This window comes from Vibrio sp. 10N.261.51.A3 (assembly GCF_041471965.1).
Taxonomy (GTDB): domain Bacteria; phylum Pseudomonadota; class Gammaproteobacteria; order Enterobacterales; family Vibrionaceae; genus Vibrio; species Vibrio crassostreae_C.
Window position 1 is genome coordinate 1 of the sequence record NZ_JBFRPK010000120.1, and the last position, 20866, is coordinate 20866.

The 20866-nt window shown below is 42.3% G+C and carries 21 protein-coding genes and 2 tRNA genes; 10 read left to right on the forward strand and 13 right to left on the reverse strand.

The genetic code is table 11. From position 1 onward, the window contains the following. Positions 1 to 37: 37 nt before the first annotated feature. The gene (locus tag AB4371_RS21505; RefSeq protein ID WP_017104407.1) at positions 38 to 676 is read right to left on the reverse strand and encodes an inovirus Gp2 family protein; all 639 of its coding nucleotides are present in this window, start codon (positions 674 to 676) and stop codon (positions 38 to 40) included. A 392-nt stretch (positions 677 to 1068) separates the two neighbouring features. Here AB4371_RS21505 and AB4371_RS21510 point away from each other — a divergent pair, with 392 nt between their 5' ends. Further along, on the forward strand, positions 1069 to 2025 hold the full coding sequence (locus tag AB4371_RS21510) for a hypothetical protein (RefSeq protein ID WP_372102204.1): 957 nt from the start codon (positions 1069 to 1071) through the stop codon (positions 2023 to 2025). Between the two features lie 38 nt (positions 2026 to 2063). Here AB4371_RS21510 and AB4371_RS21515 read toward each other — a convergent pair whose 3' ends face one another. From AB4371_RS21515 to AB4371_RS21530, 4 genes are all read right to left on the reverse strand, one after another. Beyond that, on the reverse strand, positions 2064 to 2255 hold the full coding sequence (locus tag AB4371_RS21515; RefSeq protein WP_012604100.1) for an AlpA family transcriptional regulator: 192 nt from the start codon (positions 2253 to 2255) through the stop codon (positions 2064 to 2066). A gap of 173 nt (positions 2256 to 2428) precedes the next feature. Next, the gene (locus AB4371_RS21520; protein WP_372150645.1) at positions 2429 to 3670 is read right to left on the reverse strand and encodes an integrase domain-containing protein; all 1242 of its coding nucleotides are present in this window, start codon (positions 3668 to 3670) and stop codon (positions 2429 to 2431) included. Positions 3671 to 3856: 186 nt separating this feature from the next. After that, positions 3857 to 3933, reverse strand: a tRNA-Val gene (locus AB4371_RS21525). Between the two features lie 70 nt (positions 3934 to 4003). After that, positions 4004 to 4080, reverse strand: a tRNA-Val gene (locus tag AB4371_RS21530). 758 nt (positions 4081 to 4838) lie between these two features. Here AB4371_RS21530 and AB4371_RS21535 point away from each other — a divergent pair. Next, positions 4839 to 5852 (forward strand): porin, encoded by a 1014-nt coding sequence (locus AB4371_RS21535; protein WP_372150646.1) that lies wholly within the window; start codon positions 4839 to 4841, stop codon positions 5850 to 5852. Positions 5853 to 5979: 127 nt separating this feature from the next. Here the strand turns inward: AB4371_RS21535 and AB4371_RS21540 are convergent, their stop codons facing one another. Then, positions 5980 to 6639, reverse strand: coding sequence for a DUF2726 domain-containing protein (locus tag AB4371_RS21540; RefSeq protein WP_017065541.1), 660 nt, complete (start codon positions 6637 to 6639; stop codon positions 5980 to 5982). A gap of 273 nt (positions 6640 to 6912) precedes the next feature. On the opposite strand from AB4371_RS21540, the gene AB4371_RS21545 reads away from it, so the two are divergent. After that, positions 6913 to 7098 carry a hypothetical protein gene (locus tag AB4371_RS21545; protein ID WP_017059179.1) on the forward strand — a complete coding sequence of 62 codons (186 nt, stop codon included), beginning with the start codon at positions 6913 to 6915 and terminating at the stop codon, positions 7096 to 7098. A gap of 135 nt (positions 7099 to 7233) precedes the next feature. On the opposite strand, the gene AB4371_RS21550 is transcribed toward AB4371_RS21545, so the two are convergent. Continuing rightward, positions 7234 to 9192: a GGDEF domain-containing protein gene (locus AB4371_RS21550; RefSeq protein ID WP_102427817.1), complete on the reverse strand. Its 1959-nt coding sequence runs from the start codon at positions 9190 to 9192 to the stop codon at positions 7234 to 7236. Between the two features lie 261 nt (positions 9193 to 9453). Here AB4371_RS21550 and AB4371_RS21555 point away from each other — a divergent pair, with 261 nt between their 5' ends. Further along, the gene (locus tag AB4371_RS21555) at positions 9454 to 10560 is read left to right on the forward strand and encodes a M20/M25/M40 family metallo-hydrolase (RefSeq protein ID WP_102393886.1); all 1107 of its coding nucleotides are present in this window, start codon (positions 9454 to 9456) and stop codon (positions 10558 to 10560) included. 108 nt (positions 10561 to 10668) lie between these two features. On the opposite strand, the gene AB4371_RS21560 is transcribed toward AB4371_RS21555, so the two are convergent. Together AB4371_RS21560 and AB4371_RS21565 are read right to left on the reverse strand one after the other, a co-directional pair. Next, positions 10669 to 11091 carry a DUF3859 domain-containing protein gene (locus tag AB4371_RS21560; RefSeq protein ID WP_019824122.1) on the reverse strand — a complete coding sequence of 141 codons (423 nt, stop codon included), beginning with the start codon at positions 11089 to 11091 and terminating at the stop codon, positions 10669 to 10671. Between the two features lie 78 nt (positions 11092 to 11169). Then, positions 11170 to 11538: an ATP-binding protein gene (locus tag AB4371_RS21565; protein ID WP_372150647.1), complete on the reverse strand. Its 369-nt coding sequence runs from the start codon at positions 11536 to 11538 to the stop codon at positions 11170 to 11172. A gap of 275 nt (positions 11539 to 11813) precedes the next feature. Here AB4371_RS21565 and metA point away from each other — a divergent pair, with 275 nt between their 5' ends. Then, a complete protein-coding gene (gene metA, locus AB4371_RS21570) occupies positions 11814 to 12755 on the forward strand; it encodes a homoserine O-succinyltransferase (RefSeq protein ID WP_017066439.1) in 942 nt (313 codons plus the stop codon). 168 nt (positions 12756 to 12923) lie between these two features. Beyond that, entirely contained in the window at positions 12924 to 13691 is a 768-nt protein-coding gene (pilW, locus tag AB4371_RS21575) for a type IV pilus biogenesis/stability protein PilW (protein WP_102320099.1), read from the forward strand. 89 nt (positions 13692 to 13780) lie between these two features. Here the strand turns inward: pilW and rlmF are convergent, their stop codons facing one another. Both rlmF and AB4371_RS21585 read right to left on the reverse strand, forming a co-directional pair. After that, positions 13781 to 15103, reverse strand: a complete 1323-nt coding sequence (gene rlmF, locus AB4371_RS21580; protein WP_017066172.1) for a 23S rRNA (adenine(1618)-N(6))-methyltransferase RlmF — start codon at positions 15101 to 15103, stop codon at positions 13781 to 13783. Between the two features lie 4 nt (positions 15104 to 15107). Continuing rightward, positions 15108 to 15605, reverse strand: coding sequence for a YgjP-like metallopeptidase domain-containing protein (locus tag AB4371_RS21585; protein ID WP_102320098.1), 498 nt, complete (start codon positions 15603 to 15605; stop codon positions 15108 to 15110). A 137-nt stretch (positions 15606 to 15742) separates the two neighbouring features. Here AB4371_RS21585 and AB4371_RS21590 point away from each other — a divergent pair, with 137 nt between their 5' ends. Beyond that, positions 15743 to 15979 carry a glutaredoxin family protein gene (locus AB4371_RS21590; RefSeq protein ID WP_016786183.1) on the forward strand — a complete coding sequence of 79 codons (237 nt, stop codon included), beginning with the start codon at positions 15743 to 15745 and terminating at the stop codon, positions 15977 to 15979. A gap of 89 nt (positions 15980 to 16068) precedes the next feature. Here AB4371_RS21590 and AB4371_RS21595 read toward each other — a convergent pair whose 3' ends face one another. Beyond that, the gene (locus AB4371_RS21595; protein ID WP_372104381.1) at positions 16069 to 16941 is read right to left on the reverse strand and encodes a LysR family transcriptional regulator; all 873 of its coding nucleotides are present in this window, start codon (positions 16939 to 16941) and stop codon (positions 16069 to 16071) included. Positions 16942 to 17051: 110 nt separating this feature from the next. Here AB4371_RS21595 and AB4371_RS21600 point away from each other — a divergent pair, with 110 nt between their 5' ends. Both AB4371_RS21600 and AB4371_RS21605 read left to right on the forward strand, forming a co-directional pair. Next, positions 17052 to 18251, forward strand: coding sequence for an MFS transporter (locus AB4371_RS21600; protein ID WP_102393885.1), 1200 nt, complete (start codon positions 17052 to 17054; stop codon positions 18249 to 18251). Positions 18252 to 18336: 85 nt separating this feature from the next. After that, complete coding sequence (locus AB4371_RS21605; protein ID WP_102393884.1) at positions 18337 to 18903, forward strand: DUF1415 domain-containing protein; 567 nt, start codon at positions 18337 to 18339, stop codon at positions 18901 to 18903. 28 nt (positions 18904 to 18931) lie between these two features. Here the strand turns inward: AB4371_RS21605 and AB4371_RS21610 are convergent, their stop codons facing one another. Further along, complete coding sequence (locus tag AB4371_RS21610) at positions 18932 to 20002, reverse strand: diguanylate cyclase domain-containing protein (protein ID WP_017070903.1); 1071 nt, start codon at positions 20000 to 20002, stop codon at positions 18932 to 18934. A gap of 213 nt (positions 20003 to 20215) precedes the next feature. Here AB4371_RS21610 and AB4371_RS21615 point away from each other — a divergent pair, with 213 nt between their 5' ends. Next, positions 20216 to 20791: a nucleoside triphosphate pyrophosphohydrolase family protein gene (locus AB4371_RS21615; RefSeq protein WP_304564037.1), complete on the forward strand. Its 576-nt coding sequence runs from the start codon at positions 20216 to 20218 to the stop codon at positions 20789 to 20791. Positions 20792 to 20866 lie beyond the last annotated feature (75 nt).

Sequence of the window (20866 nt, forward strand, 5' to 3'; positions counted from 1 at the left end):
TCGTAATCTTGCCCTGGGATGTATCCCCTCTCTTTTTTTATTTTATTGAGCAACCAAAATTTCTGTTTCCAGTACCAAATTGCTTGGTGCGTACTTTGGCAAAGTAACTGAGACGACGAAATAGCTCGTCAAGAACAGAAGAAGACCTAAGGCTATTTACATCGATGTGGTATACACAATTGTCAGGAAAGTGCACTAAACGACCACCATCATCAAGATCAGTATCTAATGCCCGACACCATGCCGTTTTAATTTTGTGAGATAGGTTGTTTCGGTTAGAGAATGACCCCAGGCTGTTATATACATCCTTGTTAAACAGCAGAACAAGGTGATAGTGATGATGTAACGCTTTATCTTTTTCCTTCACCCATACATATCTTAATCGACATTTCCGTTTCGGTTTCCCTGCTCTTTCTTTCCTTCTTAAATCAGCCTGTATTTGCGCATCCAACGAAGCAATGAAGTTTTTCATCAAATTTGATTCTTCCATCACCATTAAAAGCGGTAATCGCAAATCAACTCTTACCGCCATCGTTCTAGGATGATCATCCAAAGCTAAATCCAGCGTGTCATAAATCCTTTGTAGATAATCAACTAACAGGCCTTCTTTCTGTTTCAAAACAGGTAGGCCATTGAACTCATCATTATGAGTGACTTTCTTTTTTAGTGTTTTCATTTTCTATACCTCTGGTTAATTCGGTATAGAAAGGTGGATGATTGTTAAAAATAATTTCACCCCACCATGGAGGTATATTAACCATAACCGCAATCCCCAATCTCAACTTTGGATAAGGAAAGACTTGTTCCTTACCCACCTCAAAGCTAGACCTGGCAAAACATTTCAGATGAGCGTAGTGGTGTAAGTTACCGGCCAATCAGTGCAAAACTGATAACTCTGAAGTTATCTAACTCCCCCTCAAGAGGCTACGTCGTGCATAAACCTAGGTACAGTCGTGAATGAAACACTTTGAACTAGCTCTATATACAATCAAAAAACACTGTAAAACAATCAGAAAATAGCTTATAAATCACCCAGCAATCACACAAAAATACTACTAAGTAATCACTATGCCAAGATTTGATAATCCGCCAGAAAAAGTAATGTGCTTTGAGTTCCTTGAACAATATGACATATATCAACTTGCGGGAATTTCCCAACATCTAAATCACAAGCAAAGCGTTGACTTTAATTTCCAATCGAGCCCAAAATTAACTTCGGAAAGGTATAAATCAGAAATAGTGGGGTACTTCAAGAATGCATCGGACATGCTAGGCGGGTTACACAATACACCAGAGTCAAAAGTCAGAACGATCTCCTATGATGTACTTTCATTGAGCGATATGCGGTTTTCAACCACAAAAGACACTCGACTTATAATCTACATATTTACAAAAATTGTGACAAATAACCTCATTCAACATTTACCAGAAACACCGCCAAACACTATCACCGACATTAATTCGATGCTGAATTACCTCATCAATGCATTTATCTCATCACAAATACAAATCGAGAAAAAAAGAGAGTTAATCAATAGTATAATTGACGAGTACTACAGCTCATCAGAAGTGTTTAAATTTAGCTGGCTTGATGATAAAAATAATGACCAGGTGGCGTGGGTAGTTGACTATTTTCCCAAAATATCCTCAGTAAAGAGCATCGTTGCTAAATTGCCAAACGTAATGAACATCAATGAAAGTCACACTAAAGTCGTTCCGGCTATTTTTCATTCACTAGATATTAGCAACGCTGAAAAAAAACTGATCATGATGAACTTCAAAAGAGCATGGTCGCAGAAGAAATATAGGGAAAAAACCACAAGGGAAAACAAAAAAACCTTAAATATCGTTGTTGACGAAACGGTATCAATCCAGCTTCATCAGCTTTCCAAACAATTTGACATGCCCATCAACCAGGTAATCACTTTGATGACCAATCAGTTTGCTAGTAAATCTGAAGAATTAATGAGAAGCATTGAAGAAGATAAAAAAAATAAAGCCACACAATTCTCTAAGCTTCTATAGCATGCTTGGAGAGCTATAAAGCTCTCCAATATTTAATTTTACCTGTTTAGCACTCTTTGGCGGACCCAGTCTTGAACCTCACTTTCTACCCATGCGACGGCCCTATCTCCAATTGGCACCTGTGATGGAAACTGCTGTTTTTCTATAGAGCGATACATTCCCGACCTTGATAAGCCAGTCATTACTAGTACTTCATTGAGACGAATTAATCGAGTGGTTACGTTTGGCATATTGACACCTTACAAGTGAGTGGATTTCACTTAAATGACATATGTCTGAAATTATTTAGGTTATATGCACCATAGAAAACCGTACTCTACGCCAAGCCAATGCCTTTCAACTTATTGAAGGTTTAAGGTTACACTGTAACCCTCATTTACTAGACATCAAATTACAATATCTATTAACCCACAACCTTCAAGCTCTTTTTACCACTCATCGACAAGCTACCTGAAGCAGCTTCTTCGATATGATCACTCCACCACGCCATGAGAACTTTACGACGTTCAAGGTAGTCTGTGCGGTTGTATGCGCTTCTTACCTTATCTCTATCCACATGAGAAAGTGCGGCTTCTATAATATCTGGATCGAAGTTTTGCTCATTTAAGGTGGTACTGGCTAATGCGCGCAAACCGTGGGAAGTTTGCCTACCCTTCATGCCCATTCGTACCAATGCTTTATTTGCTGTCTCTTTGTTGATGTGATTTTTGTTACTTTTGTCAGCAGGGAAAAGGTATTCACTATCACCCGTGATGAAATCAATGGTTTCCAATAGATCTAGAGTTTGTTTTGTTAAAGGGACAGTATGCACTCTTCCCTTTTTCATTCTTTCAGCAGGAATGACCCAAAGCATCTTTTCTCTGTCAATTTCATCCCAACGTGCACCAGCAGTTTCAGCTGGCCTTGTCATGGTGTGAAGTTGCCATTCTAGCAAGCAGCGAGTAATGGGTTTAATGGATGCGTAGTTGATTGTTTTGAGGAGCTCTGGAAGCTCATCTGGGGCTAACGAAGCTTGGTTGGTTACCCTGGCGGTTTCAAAAGCTTTACCAATGCCTGCTAGCTTGTTGTGCTCAATCACACCCGTATTTACTGCAAAGGTCATTATCTCATTGAGGTTACGACACAAGCGCCCTACTGTTTCTAATTTACCTTGGTTCGCAATAGGTTTAATTGTTTTGATCGCTTGTGGTGCCGTAATATTACCAAGAGGAAACTTACCGAGGTCGGGCAAGAGGTACTTCTCAATTCGTTGCTTTAGCTTCTTAGCCGTTTGCTCTTTGACGCTTGTTTTCTTGACTTCGATCCAGTCATCAAATACTGACTGTAACGTATTCGACAATTCTAACTGTTTTTCTTTGAGAGTAGTGTCACGGTGCTCTTTAGGGTCAATACCATCAGCAAGTAGTTCTCTCGCTTCAATAGCTTTGGTTCGAGCTTTGGCTAGTGAGACGTCAGGGTACTTACCTAAGGCTAGGTTCAAGCGCTTTCGTGAAATGGGATGATAATAAGAGAAACGCCAGAGTTTTGTTCCTATAGGCTTAATCTTCAATGATAATCCATCACCGTCACCTAAATTATATTCTTTCTCTTTAGGCTTCGCTTGTTTGATTTGAGTTGCCGTTAAAGGCTGTACTTTTTTCGCCATCGTAACCCCCTGAAGTAACCTCGAAATTGCTTAGATCGTAAAAGACTACTTCAGAGATTACTTTAAACGGTGGATTTTACAACACATCATGGAATCTCTTGGGAGCTATAAACAGCTAAGAGACTGATAAAAAAAGGAATTAAAGGTACAAAAAAGCCCACACTAGGTGGGCTCTTTCGTATAATGTGGTGCCCGCTACTGGACTCGAACCAGTGACACCTTGCATGTCATGCAAGTACTCTAACCAACTGAGCTAAGCGGGCGATGTTCTAATTTCTTATTACTACCATTGTGACAAACTCAATAGTTATGCAATAAAAACTAAAGAAGGAATGGTGCGTCCGAGTGAACTCGAATCACCGACCCCCGCCATGTCAAGGCGGTACTCTAACCAACTGAGCTACGGACGCATTCCCTTAAAACGCCAACGATGATATCCATGATAAACAGATGGTGCAAGTATTAACTGGCATCTTGCGATTCGTTTGCTCACTTTGCAATCAAAGACATAACAACATGTCGATTTTACACCCAGATTATCGTCAAACCGCTGAAAAACAAAGTTTAGTTAGAAAAAATTCTAATCCTTGATGACAACCAATTAACTAACCTAATGTGTTCAATTTGGGATTTTTGTTGTCTATACCGTTTTTCTTGGCCTTTACAGTAACCATACAGGTATAGATCAATGCCTATATTTAGTGTCAAAAATTTTGCTTGCCCATTGGGTTACCGTAGTATTTTGATCATTATAAGTGAAAGGCACGCAGAGGCTTTGTAACTCACTGAAATACATCATTCATAAAAATCACCACGATTTTGTAATCGTCGTCATCGAATTACTAGGCCGCAATGACTAAATTCGGATTTTTCATATAAAGTGGCCGGGTTATTACCAACATACATAAATACGATAGCACTCTATAGTCGAAAAACATCAGCTACAATTAATCTCCCTCAAGAGCAACAATCTATAAGCAATTCAAAACCCAACCCCACACATCATAGCTATTTTGAATACATACAGCACAGTAATACATAATGAAATTTGCATAATGGTAAAGCGCGCCTATATTCATAACCTGTAGGAATCAATAATCTAAATTCAATGCTATACGTGAATTTATGGTTTGCGATAAATACAAGTGTGAAAAATAGGGAATAAATTATGAAAAAATCACATATCGCCATTGCAGTGGTGAGCATACTATCGACATCTGCCGTATCGGCGGCGACCATTTATGAGACAGATGAAACAGTATTCAATATCGGCGGCCGCGCAGAAGTTCGAGGGAATTTCTCTGATGCGAATAAAAGTGCTGGTAATAGTAGCAACTATAGTGATAGATCACGTGTCCGCTTAAGTGTCGATGGCACACAAAAAGCGTCGGACGATGTTTCCTTTTTTGGGAAATATGAATTCGAACTAACAGAGTCTGAAGATGGCGCATCAGATGATATCGGCATTAACACTCGATTCTTATATACGGGTGTTCAAACCAATCACGGTAACGTCTATTATGGCCACCAAAATAATGCCGTTACCTACTTAACCGATTGGACGGATATGGCTGAAACCTTCAGCGGCTATATCAATGAATACACGGTGTCGACTGCTGATCGAGCAAAAAATGTTTTACGTTATGAACTGACAAGCGACAACATCACCTTTCAAATTGATGGCAATTTCAATTCAGATAGTGAATCAGCACAAAGTGACGGCTTCGGTGCAGTTGTCGCCGGCAGCACTTCGATTGGGTTAGATATTGGCGTCGGTTATGCGTCAAGTGATGAAACCTATGGCGCTGGGACAGATACAGAAACTTCTGATGCCTATATTGGTGCGGTTAAGTACACCAACGATCAGGGGGTTTGGTTCGCCGCACTCTATCAATTTGGTAGTATTTCAGGTCTAGGCGTAAAAGATTCAGACTACGATTCTGCCGATGCTTACTTGGGATACTCGTTTGGTGCCAACACCGTCAACCTGACCTACAGCTACTTTGAAGCTGACGATATTGCAGATTACGACATTAACTTTATCGGTCTAGAATACGCACGTTATATTGGCGATGTGGCCTTCTTTGGTAGTTATAAGTTTAACATGTTAGACGAGGGCGAAGGTGGGCAAGGCGATAACGACGAAGATGAGCTACAGCTCGGTATGCGTTACGCGTTTTAGTCTAAACCAATCCACTTAATATTAGTAAAGCCGAGCATAATCAATGCTCGGCTTTTTAGTTTGTATAACTTATTCGTATCTAAGCGATTGAATGGAGTCCAACCGGATGCATTACTATCGATACCAACTATTCTTCAACATCGAATACAACGTTGTAGTTTTCGGTATAGGTGCAGTTTGGCTGGCGGCTACAAGTGAAGAAGCGTCGGCCTTTGTAATCGCCTTGGCTTGCCAGTTTGATGATCATTGGGCTACCACACTTCTTACAAAATCGCACTTCTTTTGATGGCTCGATTAAATCGATGTGTGCTGCCAGTAACCTCTTCAAACGGCTCACTTGGTAGCTGTGTTTAATAGATGCACCAATCAGAGGTAAACCTGCCGATTTACACACGTGAATTAGTAGCTTTTCGCGATCGACTTTCCCTTTATTGAGCTCTTTGCCGTTATCAAGTTCGATAATAACGCGGGGCTCTAGCGTTCGCGGGTCGCAAACAACAAAGTCGAAGTAACTACGTGAGATCTTGTTGTTGGCGATAAACCAATTCTTCTTATTGTTCGTCTTAGCAGGAACAAGTACGTTCGACATGCTGACTTTAGCAAACACTTCCCCATGGTTGCCCACAGCTGATTTTAGCGCATTATAGAATGTCGCCTGTTGCGCCGACATCAACGCGCCTTTCTTCTGATAAGCGTGGTCTTTGGTGTCATCGTGTTTCACCACATACTTTTGAATAAAGTAAAAGAACACAACCAGAACAATTACAACGATAAAGATATTAGTCATTTTCCAACACAATCAAGTCTGTATAGGGATTAAGAGAGTAGCTAGCGTATGTAGAAAAGCATCACCTGGCAAGCAAAAGAGCGAGAGTTGCCAACCAGAATCACGACCTTTGAGCGCAGTGCCCAACGAGAGGTCGCTCCTTCGCTAGACACACCTCTCTTATTTTGATAATTAAATCATCAATTACACTCTAGATTGATTTAGATCAATTTACCTAGATTTGTGATCAACTAGTCTGAAAAACGTTAGGCAAATGTTAATAAGGAAATTGATATGGAACTTAAACAAGACCCAAGATGTTATACCGACGTATGTGTAGATGGTAAATGGTTCCACTATGACCACTGCGGAACCCAAGCCTACATGTTAAAGGGAGGAGCTTCGGCTGTGATTGAACTCGCTAGCGAACCAGCGACAGAAGGCGAATTGGTTGAAATGCTTCAAGGTGTCGCTAAGTAACCCACCAAGCCAAATCACAGTATGAATTAAGCGAATAAGAGTAAATAGCCGTATTAGTTCAGATAAGCACTCTTATTCGCTTAGTTATTGAAGTTCAGGTTTCTTGATTGCAGGGGATTAACTAAGTTTAGGAACTCAAATGATAACGACTTTATTGCGCCCTGACTGCTTAGCTTGATACAAAGCATCGTCTGCCGATTTCAAGTGTTTCTTATAGGTACGGCTATTCAACTGTTGCTCCGTTAGATGAGTCGTCGCACCAATCGATGTGGTTAATTCTAATGGGCCAGAATGCGTTTCAATCGCTCGGTCAGCGATCGCTTGCCTTATAAGCTTAAGCTCTTTATTAGGATCTTGATTCCCAGCCAGCAACAAAACAAACTCTTCCCCACCCCATCTTGCCACTACATCGTTTGTTGATAAGATTTTCTCTAAACGCTTAGCGACTTCCACCAGCACTTGGTCACCAATATCATGCCCATAAGTGTCATTAACTTGTTTGAAGCGGTCTAAATCTAGAATAGCGAGCGTATACCCAAACGACGACAAATGATGTGGCATCGGCTGAGTTAACCGTTGCTCTAAGTAACGCCTATTGTATAAGCCTGTCAGTTCGCATCTTGTTGATTGCTTAAGTAGTTCTTTGTTGGTCTTCTGGATCGAGCGTAACCTTATCAATAGTAACGTGGCGCTTATCATCACCATGATACCCAAAGCGACGACGATTCGATTCCGTAATTGCTGCTTATCTAATGTCAGCTCACCCAACTCTTTTTCTGCGTTAAGCAGTTCGTTTTCTTGAGCTAATGATGCCGTAGCGAAATCTTGCTCGAGTAAAAAGATATCACTCTGGCGCTTATCAAATAGCAGCGCTTTATTACCCTTGTAATAGAGCTTGAAGTAGCGAAGTGCGTTCTCGCTGTCGCCTCTTGAATCATAGTATTCAGCAAGTGTTCTTAAGCCGAGGACCTTCCAGCTGCGAGTCCCCACAACATCGAACATTGCAGACGATCGCTTTAGATCAGCAAAAACAAAATTATCTCGGTTCAAACCAATGTTCGCTAAGGCTCTATTTAGGTAACACTGCCCCAATTGAAGTGTGTATTTGTCCACGCCTGGGTATCTAAGACACAAGTTTGCGACTTGTCGTGCTGACTCAAAGTTCTTTTCCGCCAACAACACATCACTCTCTGCTTTTAATAGGATGATTTTGTATCGTTCACTCACGTTATCGCCATTTAGCTTAGCCGCACTTTGATATGCTTCTCGGCCTTTGACTAAATCACCACTGCGCAGATAAGCAAAAGACTCATTCACATGCAGCACGCCGATGGTAGACGCTTCGAGTAGTCCACTCTTGTAATAGAGCTTTTTGGCTCTTTTAATCAGCTTGAGCGCTTTAGGCCAGTCTTCCAAATAGATATAAAGCAGTGCCATATTTGACACTAACTTGCTGTTGTAGATGTGATGAGGGTACTTCTTACCAAGGTCTAAACCTTTATGGAAAAAGTATTGAGCTTCAGGAAAGTCATTGCGGATGTTATTGATGACACCAGCCGTGTTATAGGCCTTAATCAACAACTCTTCATAGTGGAGCGATTCTGCGATATCTATCGCAGCTCTGATTTGGATTTCAGATTCCGCTAGCTCACCCGTACTGATGTATTCGATCGCTAATTCAACGAGAGATTGGGCCTTTAACCAACCCATATGTTCGTGTTGTGCGAGTGCTTTAATCTGCCTGACGTATTCGGAAACCGCTTTGGTATCCAACTTATGTTGCGCGAGGTTCGACAAAATCATCAATTCGTAAGCACGATAGATGGCTTTATCTTGGTCTGGGAACTTGGCTTGGAGAGCCTCAAGTTGTAGGGAAGCTAAATTAGGGTCACCACGAGATACATCGAGAATATCGATCAACGCAGATCCATATTGAGAGAGTGATAACTCTTTCTCTGGACTATAAACACTCGGGTTTTCAGGGCGAATATGCTTTAAATCGTCGTCATAAGTTGGATAGAGCAAATACAGCCCCAGCACAATACTCATCAGCACCACGAAAAGGAATGAACCTAACACATTGTTTCTATTCATTTATCAGGGCCATTATTGATTGAATTCCAATTTTATTGACGTTTTTTTAAGAGCAGTCAAACATTATACCCGACAGATATACAGATTAAAATCCTGCGCACTGGTGGATCTGAATTGGGTTTTTCTCATTAATTAGAATAATCAGGCAACTTTCTTGATTTAACTCAGACAATCATCTACCTCATTGGCGTTATAGTGATTTTCCTGTTCCTACCTCCGCGGCTTCTTTTTGAACAAGCGGAAGCATAATGAGAATTAACAATGACCCAAATTAATAAACAACGTCTTGTAGAACATTTCTGCGATCTAGTGAAAATTGATAGTGAATCTCGTAACGAAAAAGCGATTGCTGAAGCTTTGGCTGAGCAACTCGGTGAACTAGGTTTTGAAGTTCACAAACTGGCGGTTCCTGAAGAAGTGTCTAATGGTTTCAACATCTACGCTCGTCTAGATGGCACTCTTCCAGGTAGCACAGTGTTCAGCTGCCACATGGACACAGTAACGCCAGGCATCGGCATTGAGCCAATCATCGAAGACGGTATCATCCGTTCAAAAGGCAACACAATTCTAGGTGGTGACGACAAGTCTGGTATCGCAGCTATCATGGAAGCGGTTCGTTGCATTAAAGCTGAAGGACAAGAGCACAAAACTATCGAGATTGCATTTACTGTATTCGAAGAAGGCGGTCTGTTCGGCTCTTTGAACTTCGATATGTCTTACATTCAATCTGAGCACGCAATCGTACTTGATACAGGCGGTCCAATTGGCACCATCGTAAACGCAGCGCCTGGCCAGCAGAAGATTGTTGCTAAAATCAAAGGTCGCCCTGCTCACGCTGGTTTAGCACCAGAAGAAGGCATCAGCGCAATTCAAGTTGCTGCAGACGCTATCACTAAGATGAACCTACTTCGTATCGATGAAGAAACGACAGCAAACGTTGGTATTGTTGAAGGTGGTCAAGCAACTAACATCGTAATGCCAGAGCTTAAAGTCGTGGCTGAAGCACGTTCTCTAAACGGCGAAAAGCTAACGGCTCAAGTTGAACATATGATCTCTACATTCCAAGAAAGTGCTAAGCAGTTCGGCGCTGAAGTAGAAATCGAATCAACTCGTGCTTACGATGCATTCGTTATTGCAGACGATCATCCGCACATTCTTTCTATCAAATCGGCGTTTGAGAAGCTTGGCGTCACAGCGAACACTAAACGCACTGGCGGCGGTAGCGATGCAAACAACTTCAACGCAAAAGGCCTGACAACAGTTAACCTTTCTACTGGTATGGCGAAAGTTCACACCACTGAAGAGTACATTGCAGTGAAAGACATGGTCGCAATCACTGAGTTTGTTGTGGCTTACGTAACGCAATAATCGAATCCATTAGTTAGGTAGTCACTTCTATCTAGCACAATGAAAAAAGCCGAGACATCATCACGATGCTCGGCTTTTTGTTGTTTAGGTGAACATAGAAGGTCGAACCTAAAACCCTCTACGCTTCCAGAATTGGCCTTCGTCTTTTGCTACTAGGTCGAATGTCTTGTCGGCGATGATGTTGCCTTTTAGCTCAACCGTCATGCGCCACTTTCCTAGCTTGTTCGAGACAGGAGCCCAAATAGTGTCACCTAAGTAGAAATCCCAGTCATTGTTACCGACATACTCCTCACCATCAAACGGTTCGAGCACTTCACCTTTGTCTGTGGTGATGTTTGGGTGATAAATGCAGTAACGGATCTTCTCACCTTTGGCTTTTTTGATATTCAGGATATAGCCAAACTCTACGTCGATTTCAGCATCAACGGTGGTGGTGAACTCTTGGATTTTTGGAAGATCTTTAGATTTTGAATCCCATGTGGAATAGATACCATAAGAAGTCATGTCGACCACAACAGAGCGCTTTGCCATTTCAATCGTTACCTTGAAGTTGTTCTATTAATTTAATTCTATTTGCCATTCAGCCACGCAAGCAGAAGAAGAACGAGGCTATTCTTGCCAGTCTTTCGCCATACGCTTAATTACTGAAGGTTCAATGTCGTGAATAGTGCCATATTGCTCTCGGCACACTTCGATAATTAATTCTGCTTTATATTTGAGTGCAAGTTGGCGGTAGGCTTTCATTTCCCAATGCTTAATAAAGGTATTCGAAACAACCACATCAAACCCTTGCTTTAAGCCGTTTGCAGCTGTGTTTTGACACCACTCATGAGCTTGTTGCAGCTGCCTAGGATCAAAATGGTACTCACCTTGCTCATTCACATAATACATATCGGCTTCGACATGCAATGCATCGTAGGTTTTTGCTTTTGTTGATTTGCCAGAACCGGGCAACCCTCGAATGAGTATTAACTTCATCTGTCACTGTACAGGCTAATTTGAAAACATGAGTTTATCGTAAATAGTAACGAGTTGCTCTGATAACTACCTCTGCTCAGCATACGAAAACCAAGTACTTACACACGACTCAGACAATCACTGAATACAATGAGACTCCCCTCGAAGCGCGTGGATTGCTTCTGATAGAAAACACAAATAATTTACATCTATCCATTTTGCATATCGACAAGCGTATCAAACTACTATAGATTTAGATGTATAGACGTCTACATATCTAGCTTAGGGAGAAAGCTGTGCCTATTCGCATTCCAGACCAATTGCCAGCATCCGATGTTCTTCGTGAAGAAAACATCTTCGTTATGCCGTTATCAAGAGCATCGACACAGGAAATTCGTCCACTTCGAGTCTTGATCCTCAACCTAATGCCGAAGAAGATTGAAACTGAAACTCAATTTTTACGCCTACTATCGAACAGCCCATTGCAAGTGGATGTAGAGCTGCTGCGCATTGATGACCGACCAAGTAAAAACACACCGACTGAACACCTTGATAACTTCTACCGCCAATTTGAAATGGTCAAAGAAAGAAACTTTGATGGATTGATCATCACTGGTGCGCCGCTTGGCTTGGTTCAATTTGAAGATGTGATCTACTGGGATCACCTGAAAACCATCATGGAATGGGCAAACAAGCACGTTACTTCAACGCTATACGTGTGTTGGGCGGCTCAGGCTGGTTTGAAGTTATTATATGATTTGCCAAAACGCACTCGTAAAGAGAAGCTGTCTGGTGTTTATAACCACGAGATACATAACCCATACCACCCTATTTTACGTGGCTTCGACGATACATTCTTAGCTCCGCACTCTCGCTATGCGGACTTCTCTCAAGAGTACTTAGCGGAACATACTGACCTTGATGTTCTTGCAACTTCTGATGTTGCAGGCGTATACCTAGCAGCAACCAAAGATAAGCGAAACGTGTTTGTAACGGGTCACCCTGAGTACGACTCTCACACACTTCACAATGAGTACATTCGAGATTTGGGTGAAGGCATGGAGCCTGTGATACCAATCAACTACTACCCGAATAACAATCCAGACAACAAACCGGTTGCAAGCTGGCGCAGCCACGGACACTTGTTGTTCTCAAACTGGCTAAACTACTGCGTTTACCAACAAACGCCTTACGATCTGGATCATTTCAGCGAAGACAACTTTACCAAAGACGATTAAGTTCTTTCTTCCGATTCACAAACACATAAACCGTGTTCAGTATGTTGTTGATAAAACGACGAATTGGACGCGGTTTTTTTATGGTGTGTGGGTCGCATTCCATGATAGATTTACGACTTCAATGGGTTTGATTTCATATGATGGGTTGGTGTTCATAAGGAGCTTCACATGCCTGCCAAGCCATCATTTTCAAATCCGATTTCGTTGTCCCGCCCTCTTTCGTTATCAAGTGTGGTACTACTTGCCTCGCTTTCCTTGGCCGGTTGTGTCTCTGTCACTGAAGGACCGCCAAAGATTGAAAGTGATCCTATCGCGATGTCTGAATCTCGAATCGAATTAGGTTTGGGCTATATGGGACAAGGCAATATGGTGAGAGCGCGTGAAAACCTTGAGCTCGCGATTAAACACGCACCTAGCTACTACCGTGCTCGGCTTTCAATGGCGCATTACTACGAACAAGTGGGTGAAGTAGATGAAGCGAGAAGCACTTACCGCAAAGCACTCAGTCTTGATTCAAGAAATGGCAATGTATTGAACAACTACGGTACCTTCTTGTGTAAACAGGGCGAATACGAACAAGCCGATAATTACTTCAATCGCGCCATCGACCAACCCTACTACTACTTGGTGTCTGCAAGTTATGAAAACGCCGCGTTTTGCGCATTTAAGGCTGGCAATACAGACCAAGCGAAGTACTACTTCAGCAGAGCGATTGACCACGATCCAAACCGCGTGAAATCGATACTACAGTTATCAAAAATTGAAGTGAGTGACGCCGATTACAATGACGCTCGAATCCGTTTATTCAAATTCCACCAGCGTTATGGCTACCAAATTCCATCGCTTAAAATCTTGGTCGAGCTCGAAAACAAAGCAGGTAACAGTGCTCTAGAGAAGAAATATCAGAGTAAGTTAGATGAGTTACTTTCTGCTTAGCGCATATGAAAAACACAAAAAACGGGCTTGTTGCGTTAACAACAAGCCCCTACGTAATTTCAACTTAATATCTTAACTAAGTGCAGCCGCTATTTTAGCGCGATCCACTCTTGTCTTTGCTCATCGTCCATAAAGGTCCATGCGATAAAGCGACTTACCTTCTGGCCTTGTGACATCTCGACGACTTTCACTTGTTTAGCTCTAAGCTTGCCAAGCTCTGAACGAACCATATCGACGTTATCTTTCTTAGAAATCAATGTCGTAAACCACAAAACTTGAGTAGCAAAAAGTTGACTCTCTCTTGCCATCTTCATAATGAAAGCGGCTTCACCACCTGGGCACCAAAGCTCGGCTTTTTGACCACCAAAGTTTAAGGTTGGTTTAGCTTGCTTAGTTGATTTATCTAACTTAACTGGCTTCTTGTTCGTTTCAGGCTTGAATGACTGACCGGCTTTCTTAGCACGGTTCGCCGCTAGATTATCCAGTTTACGTTGTGACCCCTTTTCAGCCTCTTCAAGAGAGCTGTGGAATGGAGGATTACAAATAGTGACATCGTAACGTTCATTATCCTTAATCACGCCCTTAAAGATAGATTCAGAGTCAGCTTGTAGGCGAGCGCGGATCTTACCTTTTAGATTAGGGTTGCTTTCCGCTATGAAGTTCGCTGTTTTGATGGAGACTGAATCAACATCTGTCCCTGTACAACGCCACTTATACTCTGTCGCACCAATGATTGGGTAGATACAGTTTGCACCGACACCAATATCTAATGCTTTCACAGACGCGTGGTTATAGGGTTCACCTTGGCCATCGCTATTAAGGATGTCGGCCACTCTGTGAATGTAGTCTGCACGACCAGGAATTGGCGGGCACAAGTAACCAGCAGGAATATCCCAATGTTTAACGCCATAGTGATGCGCCAACAAAGCTTTGTTGAGTAGCTTAACAGCCAATGGATCAGAGAAATTAATGGTGTCTTCGCCAACCGGATTCTTGATCAGATGCTCTTTTAGCTCAGGCAAGGCTGCAACTAGTAACTCGAAGTTATAGCGGCCAGTGTGCTGGTTTCTTGGGTGTAATCCACCTTGAGGTTTTTCAGCCGAGCGTCTTTTCTGAGCTGCGTTCTTGTTAAAAGCCGTTTTATTGAAAGAACCCTTATTCGATGATCCTTTATTGGCACCCGGTTTACCTCTGCTATCTTTTGCAAAAGGTCGCTTTGCTTTGTTATTGCCCGCGCCTTTAGGTGCACTATTCTTGCGGCTTTTATCAGATGTGTTCTTTGTAGAAATACGCTTGTCGCTGCTTGGCTTAGCTGTACTTGGCTTAACATCAGCTTGGTTGTCTTTTGTTTTTGCTGATGAAGTGCTGTTTTTCGACAGGCTTAGCGTCGTTCTATTTTGTGATTGGCTCATTGGGCTACTTCTTTAAATCTAAATACATCATGAATAAACGGGCATCCAACTCAAGTTGATGATATTCCGATTCCATGTGACAGCATAGTTGGTAAAAGGCTTTGTCGTGCTCTTTCTCTTTGATATGCGCCAGTTCGTGTACCACCAGCATTCTTAGCAAAGGTTCTGGTGCATTTTTAAAAACACTGGCGATACGAATTTCATTCTTTGATTTGATCTTTCCACCGTGATTCTTAGCAACGTAAGAATGCAGACCTAACGCATTATTGATTAGGTGTATCTTGCCGTCGTAAATCACTTTGCTGATCGGTGGTGTTTTTTTCATGTAGCGATTTTTTATCTCAATCGCATAGTCAAACAGGGCTTTCTCGCTTTTTATTTCATGATTCTTTGGGTAGCGAGCTTCAAACCAAGGCACCAATTTACCCGACTCTACAAGTTGAGTAACAGGATCAAGAATGTGCTTAGGATAGCCTTGAATATAGCGTAAAGAAGGATGCATGCTGAAAGACCGTACAAGTTACACCACGACAATACGTTGTGGTCTTGAAAATTGAGCCGCATAGTGTAACTGATCACACTTTTCTAATCACCTAGGATTCGTTACACTTTAGCGAGATTCACCAAGAGAATGAAAAAATGAAACGTGTTGTATTGTACGTCGCAGACAAATGCCCGCACTGTAAAGATGCCCAAAGGTATTTAGACTCTAAGAAAATTGTTTACCGCCTGACGAATGCAAAGATGCAGCGTGGCCGTAAAGAATTGCAAGCAATGGGTGCTCGTTCTATCCCCGTGCTTAAAATCGGCGATCAAGTGATGGTCGGCTGGAATCAGAAAAACTTCGATAAGATGTATAACTCAAAGAACACCTAACGTGCTCTGAGCCAGTCATACTTCTATACAACAAAGCCCGAATATCCAATCTAGGATGTTCGGGCTTTGTTTAATTAAATCTTACTAAATCACACATACCGCTTAACGAAATCAATAAAGGTTCTGTCAGCTTTCGACAAATACCCTTCCTTTCTCCAGGCCAACGATAGATTCAGTTTTACAGGGTCTTTAAATGGCACGCCTATCACGTCTTTCTCATATTCCGTCACTAAGCTCAACAGCGCGGTGATCGCAAACTCTTGTTTAACGATAGAAAGAATCATCGGGAGCAAGTTGGTTTCAAACGCAATGGTCATATCAAGATCGTACTTCTTACAGGTCGCATCAATAAAATCGCGGTGGAAGTAGCCCGATTTGAACATGATCAGCTCTTGAGCAAAAAATTCTTCAAAGGTGATGGATGGTTGCGTTGCCAGTGGGTGATCTTTGCCAACTACAGCTAACATTTCTGAGCTTAACAGATGATCCGTTTCCAAATCATCTGGAACGTTCTCATGATTAATTACGCCAATATCGAGTTCGCCGTTTAACAGCATTTCACGAATCGATGCGGTGCCAGCATCAATCAAGGTCAACTTTAGGTTTGGGTATTGGCTTTTAAATGCCATCACTACTTGGGGGAAAAAGTAACTGCCCATCATACTTGGAGCGCCTAATCGAACCTCGCCTTTTTCTAGCCCCTTTAGTTCATTCATCGCGAGCTGAGCATCATCAAACTGCTGGGCGATTCGCTTTGCATGCTCAAACAGTACTTTGCCCTCCTCCGTTAAAGTGACGGATTTATCGCCTCGACGGAATAGAATCAACTCAAGCGTCTGTTCTAGTTTTTTAATAGAAATGCTCAATGCGGGCTGCGCGATATGCAGCGCTTTGGCGGCCTGAGTGAAGTTACCAAACTGCGCAACAGCCAGAAAATGTCGAAGAGGTTTTGATTCAAGCATGGCGATATATTTAATATATAGAGGTGATATTTTTAATATATTTCTTTAATCACACTTGTGCTGATAACTTGTTCACAAATAGCTTACTAACTCGTGCAGGCACAACGTAAATGTTTGATAAAGGCAGTCTTCAATACAAACGCATCACCCAATCATTGGCGATTGGCTCGTTTATCATTTTCTGTAACCTTTACCTCTTTCAGCCAATCTTGCCGCACATGGCGGAGCACTTCCAAGTATCTGAAACTCAGATCAACTGGTTGTTTGCTGCTACAACACTCGGCCTTTCGATTAGCTTGGTACCTTGGGCAATTGCCTCTGAAACCTTTGGTCGTAAACCCATTATTCTGTTCAGTCTGTTCGCTATCCCATTAATAGGGTTAAGCATGGTGTTCACGACTACCTTGTTGCAACTCGTTATTGCCCGCGCATTTATGGGCATCGCTGTGGCGGCGTTTGCTGGTGTGGCGGTTGCCTATATGGTTGAGGAGTTAACACCCAAAGCCTTTGCTGTCGCGATTGGAGGTTATATTGCGGCCAACTCATTGGGTGGAATCTTCGGACGTGTATTGGGTGGCTTGATTACGGATTATTTCGACTGGCATGCGACAGTTTTGTTTTTCGTTGTCGGCTCTTTGCTTGGCGCTCTCTATATTGCATATAGCTTACCTGACCAACAAAACTTTAAGCCACAGAAAGGCCTGTTCTTTCACCATAACCGCTCTGTAATGATGCACTTAAAAAACCGTACACTGTGGCTCGCGATGTTGATTGGGGGTGCTAACTTTGCTCTGTTCGTTAACCTGTACTCGGTGATGGGCTTTAGGCTAGTCTCTGCGCCTCATTCAGTGCCTGTAGGTTTAGCTTCGCTGATATTCCTATGTTACTTGGCCGGTACGGTCAGCTCTAAGCTATCAAACAAATGGACACTTCGCTTTGATCCGTTAAACGGAATTTTGATGGGCGTGTGCATTAGCTTAATTGGAATGCTGGTTTCTGCGGTCGATAAAGTCCCGTTCATGTTAGCTGGCTTGTTATTGATTAGTGGCGGTGCGTTCTTTGCCCACACTCTTGCCTACTCTTGGGTGAGTCAAAAAGCACCGAGCGCTAAGGCGACAGCGACCGCGCTCTATCTGGTTCACTATTATATTGGCGGTAGTTTAGGTGGATTCTTGCTTTTATATTGCTGGCAACTGTTCGGTTGGAATGGCGTGATTGCAGGTGGTTCAATCTTCTATGTCGCGATATTTGCTTGGGTCTATCAGTTGAAACAGCTACAAGTATCGACTTCCAAACTCGCACAAGCATAACTACGACTGAGTTTGTAACTCAATTATTGCTTTTGATTAACGTCCGTTCTGATATCCTACGCAAAATTTCATTTCGGAACCTGTTATGTCGAACACTCAAAGCACAGATCTTCAAACCATCCACGACCAAGTTAAACAATGGTTAGACGATGTCGTTATTGGCCTAAACCTGTGCCCATTCGCAGCCAAGCCACAACGTAATAAACAGATTAAGATCTTTGTGAGTGAAGCGAATACGGAAGAAGCGTTACTGGAAGACATCATGACGCATTTCGTAGAGTTAGATAATACGCCAGTTGCTGAATTAGAGACGACTTTAGTGGTGGTTCCTAACATGCTGCAAGATTTCTTCGACTACAACATGTTCATTGATTGGGTTGAAGCGTTGATCAAACAGCAAGACTGGGAAGGCGTTTACCAAGTGGCAACGTTCCATCCTGACTATTGCTTTGGTGGTGCGGATCCAGAAGACGATGAAAACCTAACGAATCGCTCTCCATACCCTGTTTACCATTTGATTCGTGAAGCAAGCATGGAAAAGGTACTGAAGCACTACCCTAACCCTGAAGCGATCCCAGACACCAACATCGCAAGAGTTGAGTCTTTAACGCCAGAAGAACGCCGTCAACTGTTCCCTTACTTGTTTAGTTAATAGTTCAGTTAATCGCTAACATGATGGCTCATATTCCTGAGCGCTCTTGATGATATGGACGAGAAATGAACTGATCTCGTCCATTTTGTTTCGCAATGTACAGACACTCATCGGCAACTTTGATGAGCTTATCTAACGCCGACATCCTTTCCCCTTTGGTATCCCCTGTACTCAACTCAAAATGACACGCACCAATTGATATAGTGACAGGCTTTCGATCCAGTGTGATTTTCTTCATCTCTTGCAAAAGAGTCATGAACTTATCTTCAACATAGTTTGGTGTTTTATTTGGATACCAAAGAATGAACTCTTCACCACCAAAACGCGCCACAAACTCACCCTTTTGAGTGTTATTGTTCAGCACGCTCGCCACTTTCTTTAATACAACATCGCCCATTTGGTGACCGTAAATGTCGTTAACCTGTTTAAAGAAGTCGATGTCGACAACCGCCAAGGTTCCCTTTCCTAAAGAGCCTTTTAACTGCTCGACTTCCGCATTCAACGTTTTAAACAAGCAACGTCTATTTGGCAAGTGTGTCAGAGGATCATACAGAGCTTGATACTCCAATTTCTCATTCAACTCTTTGAGTTTTCGTTCTTGCTGCCTTCTAACCAGCTCCACTTCGATCCATGATGCCATTAGTCTCATCACGTCGACATCGAACTCTTTGAACTCACGATGATAGGGTGCTGGGCTTGAAAAGTTTAAGGTGCCATAAAGCTCATCATTAACGAAAATGGGAACCCCAATATAAGACTCCAAGCCAAAAGACTGGTAAGCAGGATGCTTCGCATACTTATCGTGTTTGCCACAATGCTCAATACAGATAGGACCAATCGATTTACAGGTAATTTCGCAATAGGTTGAACGATAATCAAAAGTGTCACCGCTATTGAGTTCTACCCCTTCAGGCGTAACACAATGTTCAACAACATAAGTATTGCCATCGACTTTCGATAAGATACCAATATCAAGGTTGAAGCGTTCAAGCCCCATAATAAGCAGCTGAGCGATCTGAATATCGAAGCCCTTTCGATAATCATTGGTGATTTGATACAAGCGGCGTATAACAATTTCGCTTTCACTGGCTTGGTTCATAAATGGGATTCCACTACTGCTGACATTAATGGCAACATTAATATTTCGTATATTAAGAAGAGTAAAGTGTAAAAAAACATAATAATCAATTAGTTTGTATGCAAAATACCTCATTGGTCCAATGAATAAAAGTCGCGTTCTTCCACTTTGCGTTAGCACCCCATTACTACCTTTGTTAAAATGATCCATTAACGAAACAAAATGGATAGGAATATGAACCTTTCTCAACTAAACCAAGAAATCTACGATCACCTTTACCGCGACATTGAAGAGTTCCGCAGTACTTTTGATCTGCCGGTTGCTGCTCCTGAAACAATGGACGAAAAAGGCGATACGCTACATACCTCTCTAGCGATCGAAGAGCTAACAGAACTTGCAGAAGCTGACTCTAAAATCGAACAAGCGGACGCTATCGTAGACAGCGTTTATGTTTTGATGGGACGTCTGGTTCACCTTGGCCAAGCTAAGGTTGAAGACAACCTAGCAATCAGCTACCTGATCGACCTACTGTTGAATGTTTCTAAAAACCGCTCAATTGACTTCTTACCTTGCTGGGACGAAGTACACTCAAGCAACATGAGCAAAGTATGTCGCAACGAAACTGAATATGCTGAAACAGAAGCTTTCTATGCTGAGCAGAACATCAAGCTGATGGCGGTTCAAAAAGGCGAATACATCATCGCTAAGTGTGCGGAAGATTTCGTATCGGAAGGCAAGACAGTTCGCCAAGGTAAAGTACTAAAATCTGTACACTACCGTCCTGCGAACCTTGAGCCACTAACGGCTTAACTAAGTTTACGACTGAACTAAGGTTATGGCTGTAGCTCTTTAAAGCACCAGCGCACCAAATCGAGTAGGAGGAGG

Excerpts from the sequence above, each read along its gene's own strand:
- AB4371_RS21505 (WP_017104407.1), bottom strand. The coding sequence starts at position 676 with ATGAAAACACTAAAAAAGAAAGTCACTCATAATGATGAGTTCAATGGC.
- AB4371_RS21510 (WP_372102204.1), top strand. The coding sequence starts at position 1,069 with ATGCCAAGATTTGATAATCCGCCAGAAAAAGTAATGTGCTTTGAGTTC.
- AB4371_RS21515 (WP_012604100.1), bottom strand. The coding sequence starts at position 2,255 with ATGCCAAACGTAACCACTCGATTAATTCGTCTCAATGAAGTACTAGTA.
- AB4371_RS21520 (WP_372150645.1), bottom strand. The coding sequence starts at position 3,670 with ATGGCGAAAAAAGTACAGCCTTTAACGGCAACTCAAATCAAACAAGCG.
- AB4371_RS21535 (WP_372150646.1), top strand. The coding sequence starts at position 4,839 with ATGAAAAAATCACATATCGCCATTGCAGTGGTGAGCATACTATCGACA.
- AB4371_RS21540 (WP_017065541.1), bottom strand. The coding sequence starts at position 6,639 with ATGACTAATATCTTTATCGTTGTAATTGTTCTGGTTGTGTTCTTTTAC.
- AB4371_RS21545 (WP_017059179.1), top strand. The coding sequence starts at position 6,913 with ATGGAACTTAAACAAGACCCAAGATGTTATACCGACGTATGTGTAGAT.
- AB4371_RS21550 (WP_102427817.1), bottom strand. The coding sequence starts at position 9,192 with ATGAATAGAAACAATGTGTTAGGTTCATTCCTTTTCGTGGTGCTGATG.
- AB4371_RS21555 (WP_102393886.1), top strand. The coding sequence starts at position 9,454 with ATGACCCAAATTAATAAACAACGTCTTGTAGAACATTTCTGCGATCTA.
- AB4371_RS21560 (WP_019824122.1), bottom strand. The coding sequence starts at position 11,091 with ATGGCAAAGCGCTCTGTTGTGGTCGACATGACTTCTTATGGTATCTAT.
- AB4371_RS21565 (WP_372150647.1), bottom strand. The coding sequence starts at position 11,538 with ATGAAGTTAATACTCATTCGAGGGTTGCCCGGTTCTGGCAAATCAACA.
- pilW (WP_102320099.1), top strand. The coding sequence starts at position 12,924 with ATGCCTGCCAAGCCATCATTTTCAAATCCGATTTCGTTGTCCCGCCCT.
- rlmF (WP_017066172.1), bottom strand. The coding sequence starts at position 15,103 with ATGAGCCAATCACAAAATAGAACGACGCTAAGCCTGTCGAAAAACAGC.
- AB4371_RS21585 (WP_102320098.1), bottom strand. The coding sequence starts at position 15,605 with ATGCATCCTTCTTTACGCTATATTCAAGGCTATCCTAAGCACATTCTT.
- AB4371_RS21590 (WP_016786183.1), top strand. The coding sequence starts at position 15,743 with ATGAAACGTGTTGTATTGTACGTCGCAGACAAATGCCCGCACTGTAAA.
- AB4371_RS21595 (WP_372104381.1), bottom strand. The coding sequence starts at position 16,941 with ATGCTTGAATCAAAACCTCTTCGACATTTTCTGGCTGTTGCGCAGTTT.
- AB4371_RS21600 (WP_102393885.1), top strand. The coding sequence starts at position 17,052 with ATGTTTGATAAAGGCAGTCTTCAATACAAACGCATCACCCAATCATTG.
- AB4371_RS21605 (WP_102393884.1), top strand. The coding sequence starts at position 18,337 with ATGTCGAACACTCAAAGCACAGATCTTCAAACCATCCACGACCAAGTT.
- AB4371_RS21610 (WP_017070903.1), bottom strand. The coding sequence starts at position 20,002 with ATGAACCAAGCCAGTGAAAGCGAAATTGTTATACGCCGCTTGTATCAA.
- AB4371_RS21615 (WP_304564037.1), top strand. The coding sequence starts at position 20,216 with ATGAACCTTTCTCAACTAAACCAAGAAATCTACGATCACCTTTACCGC.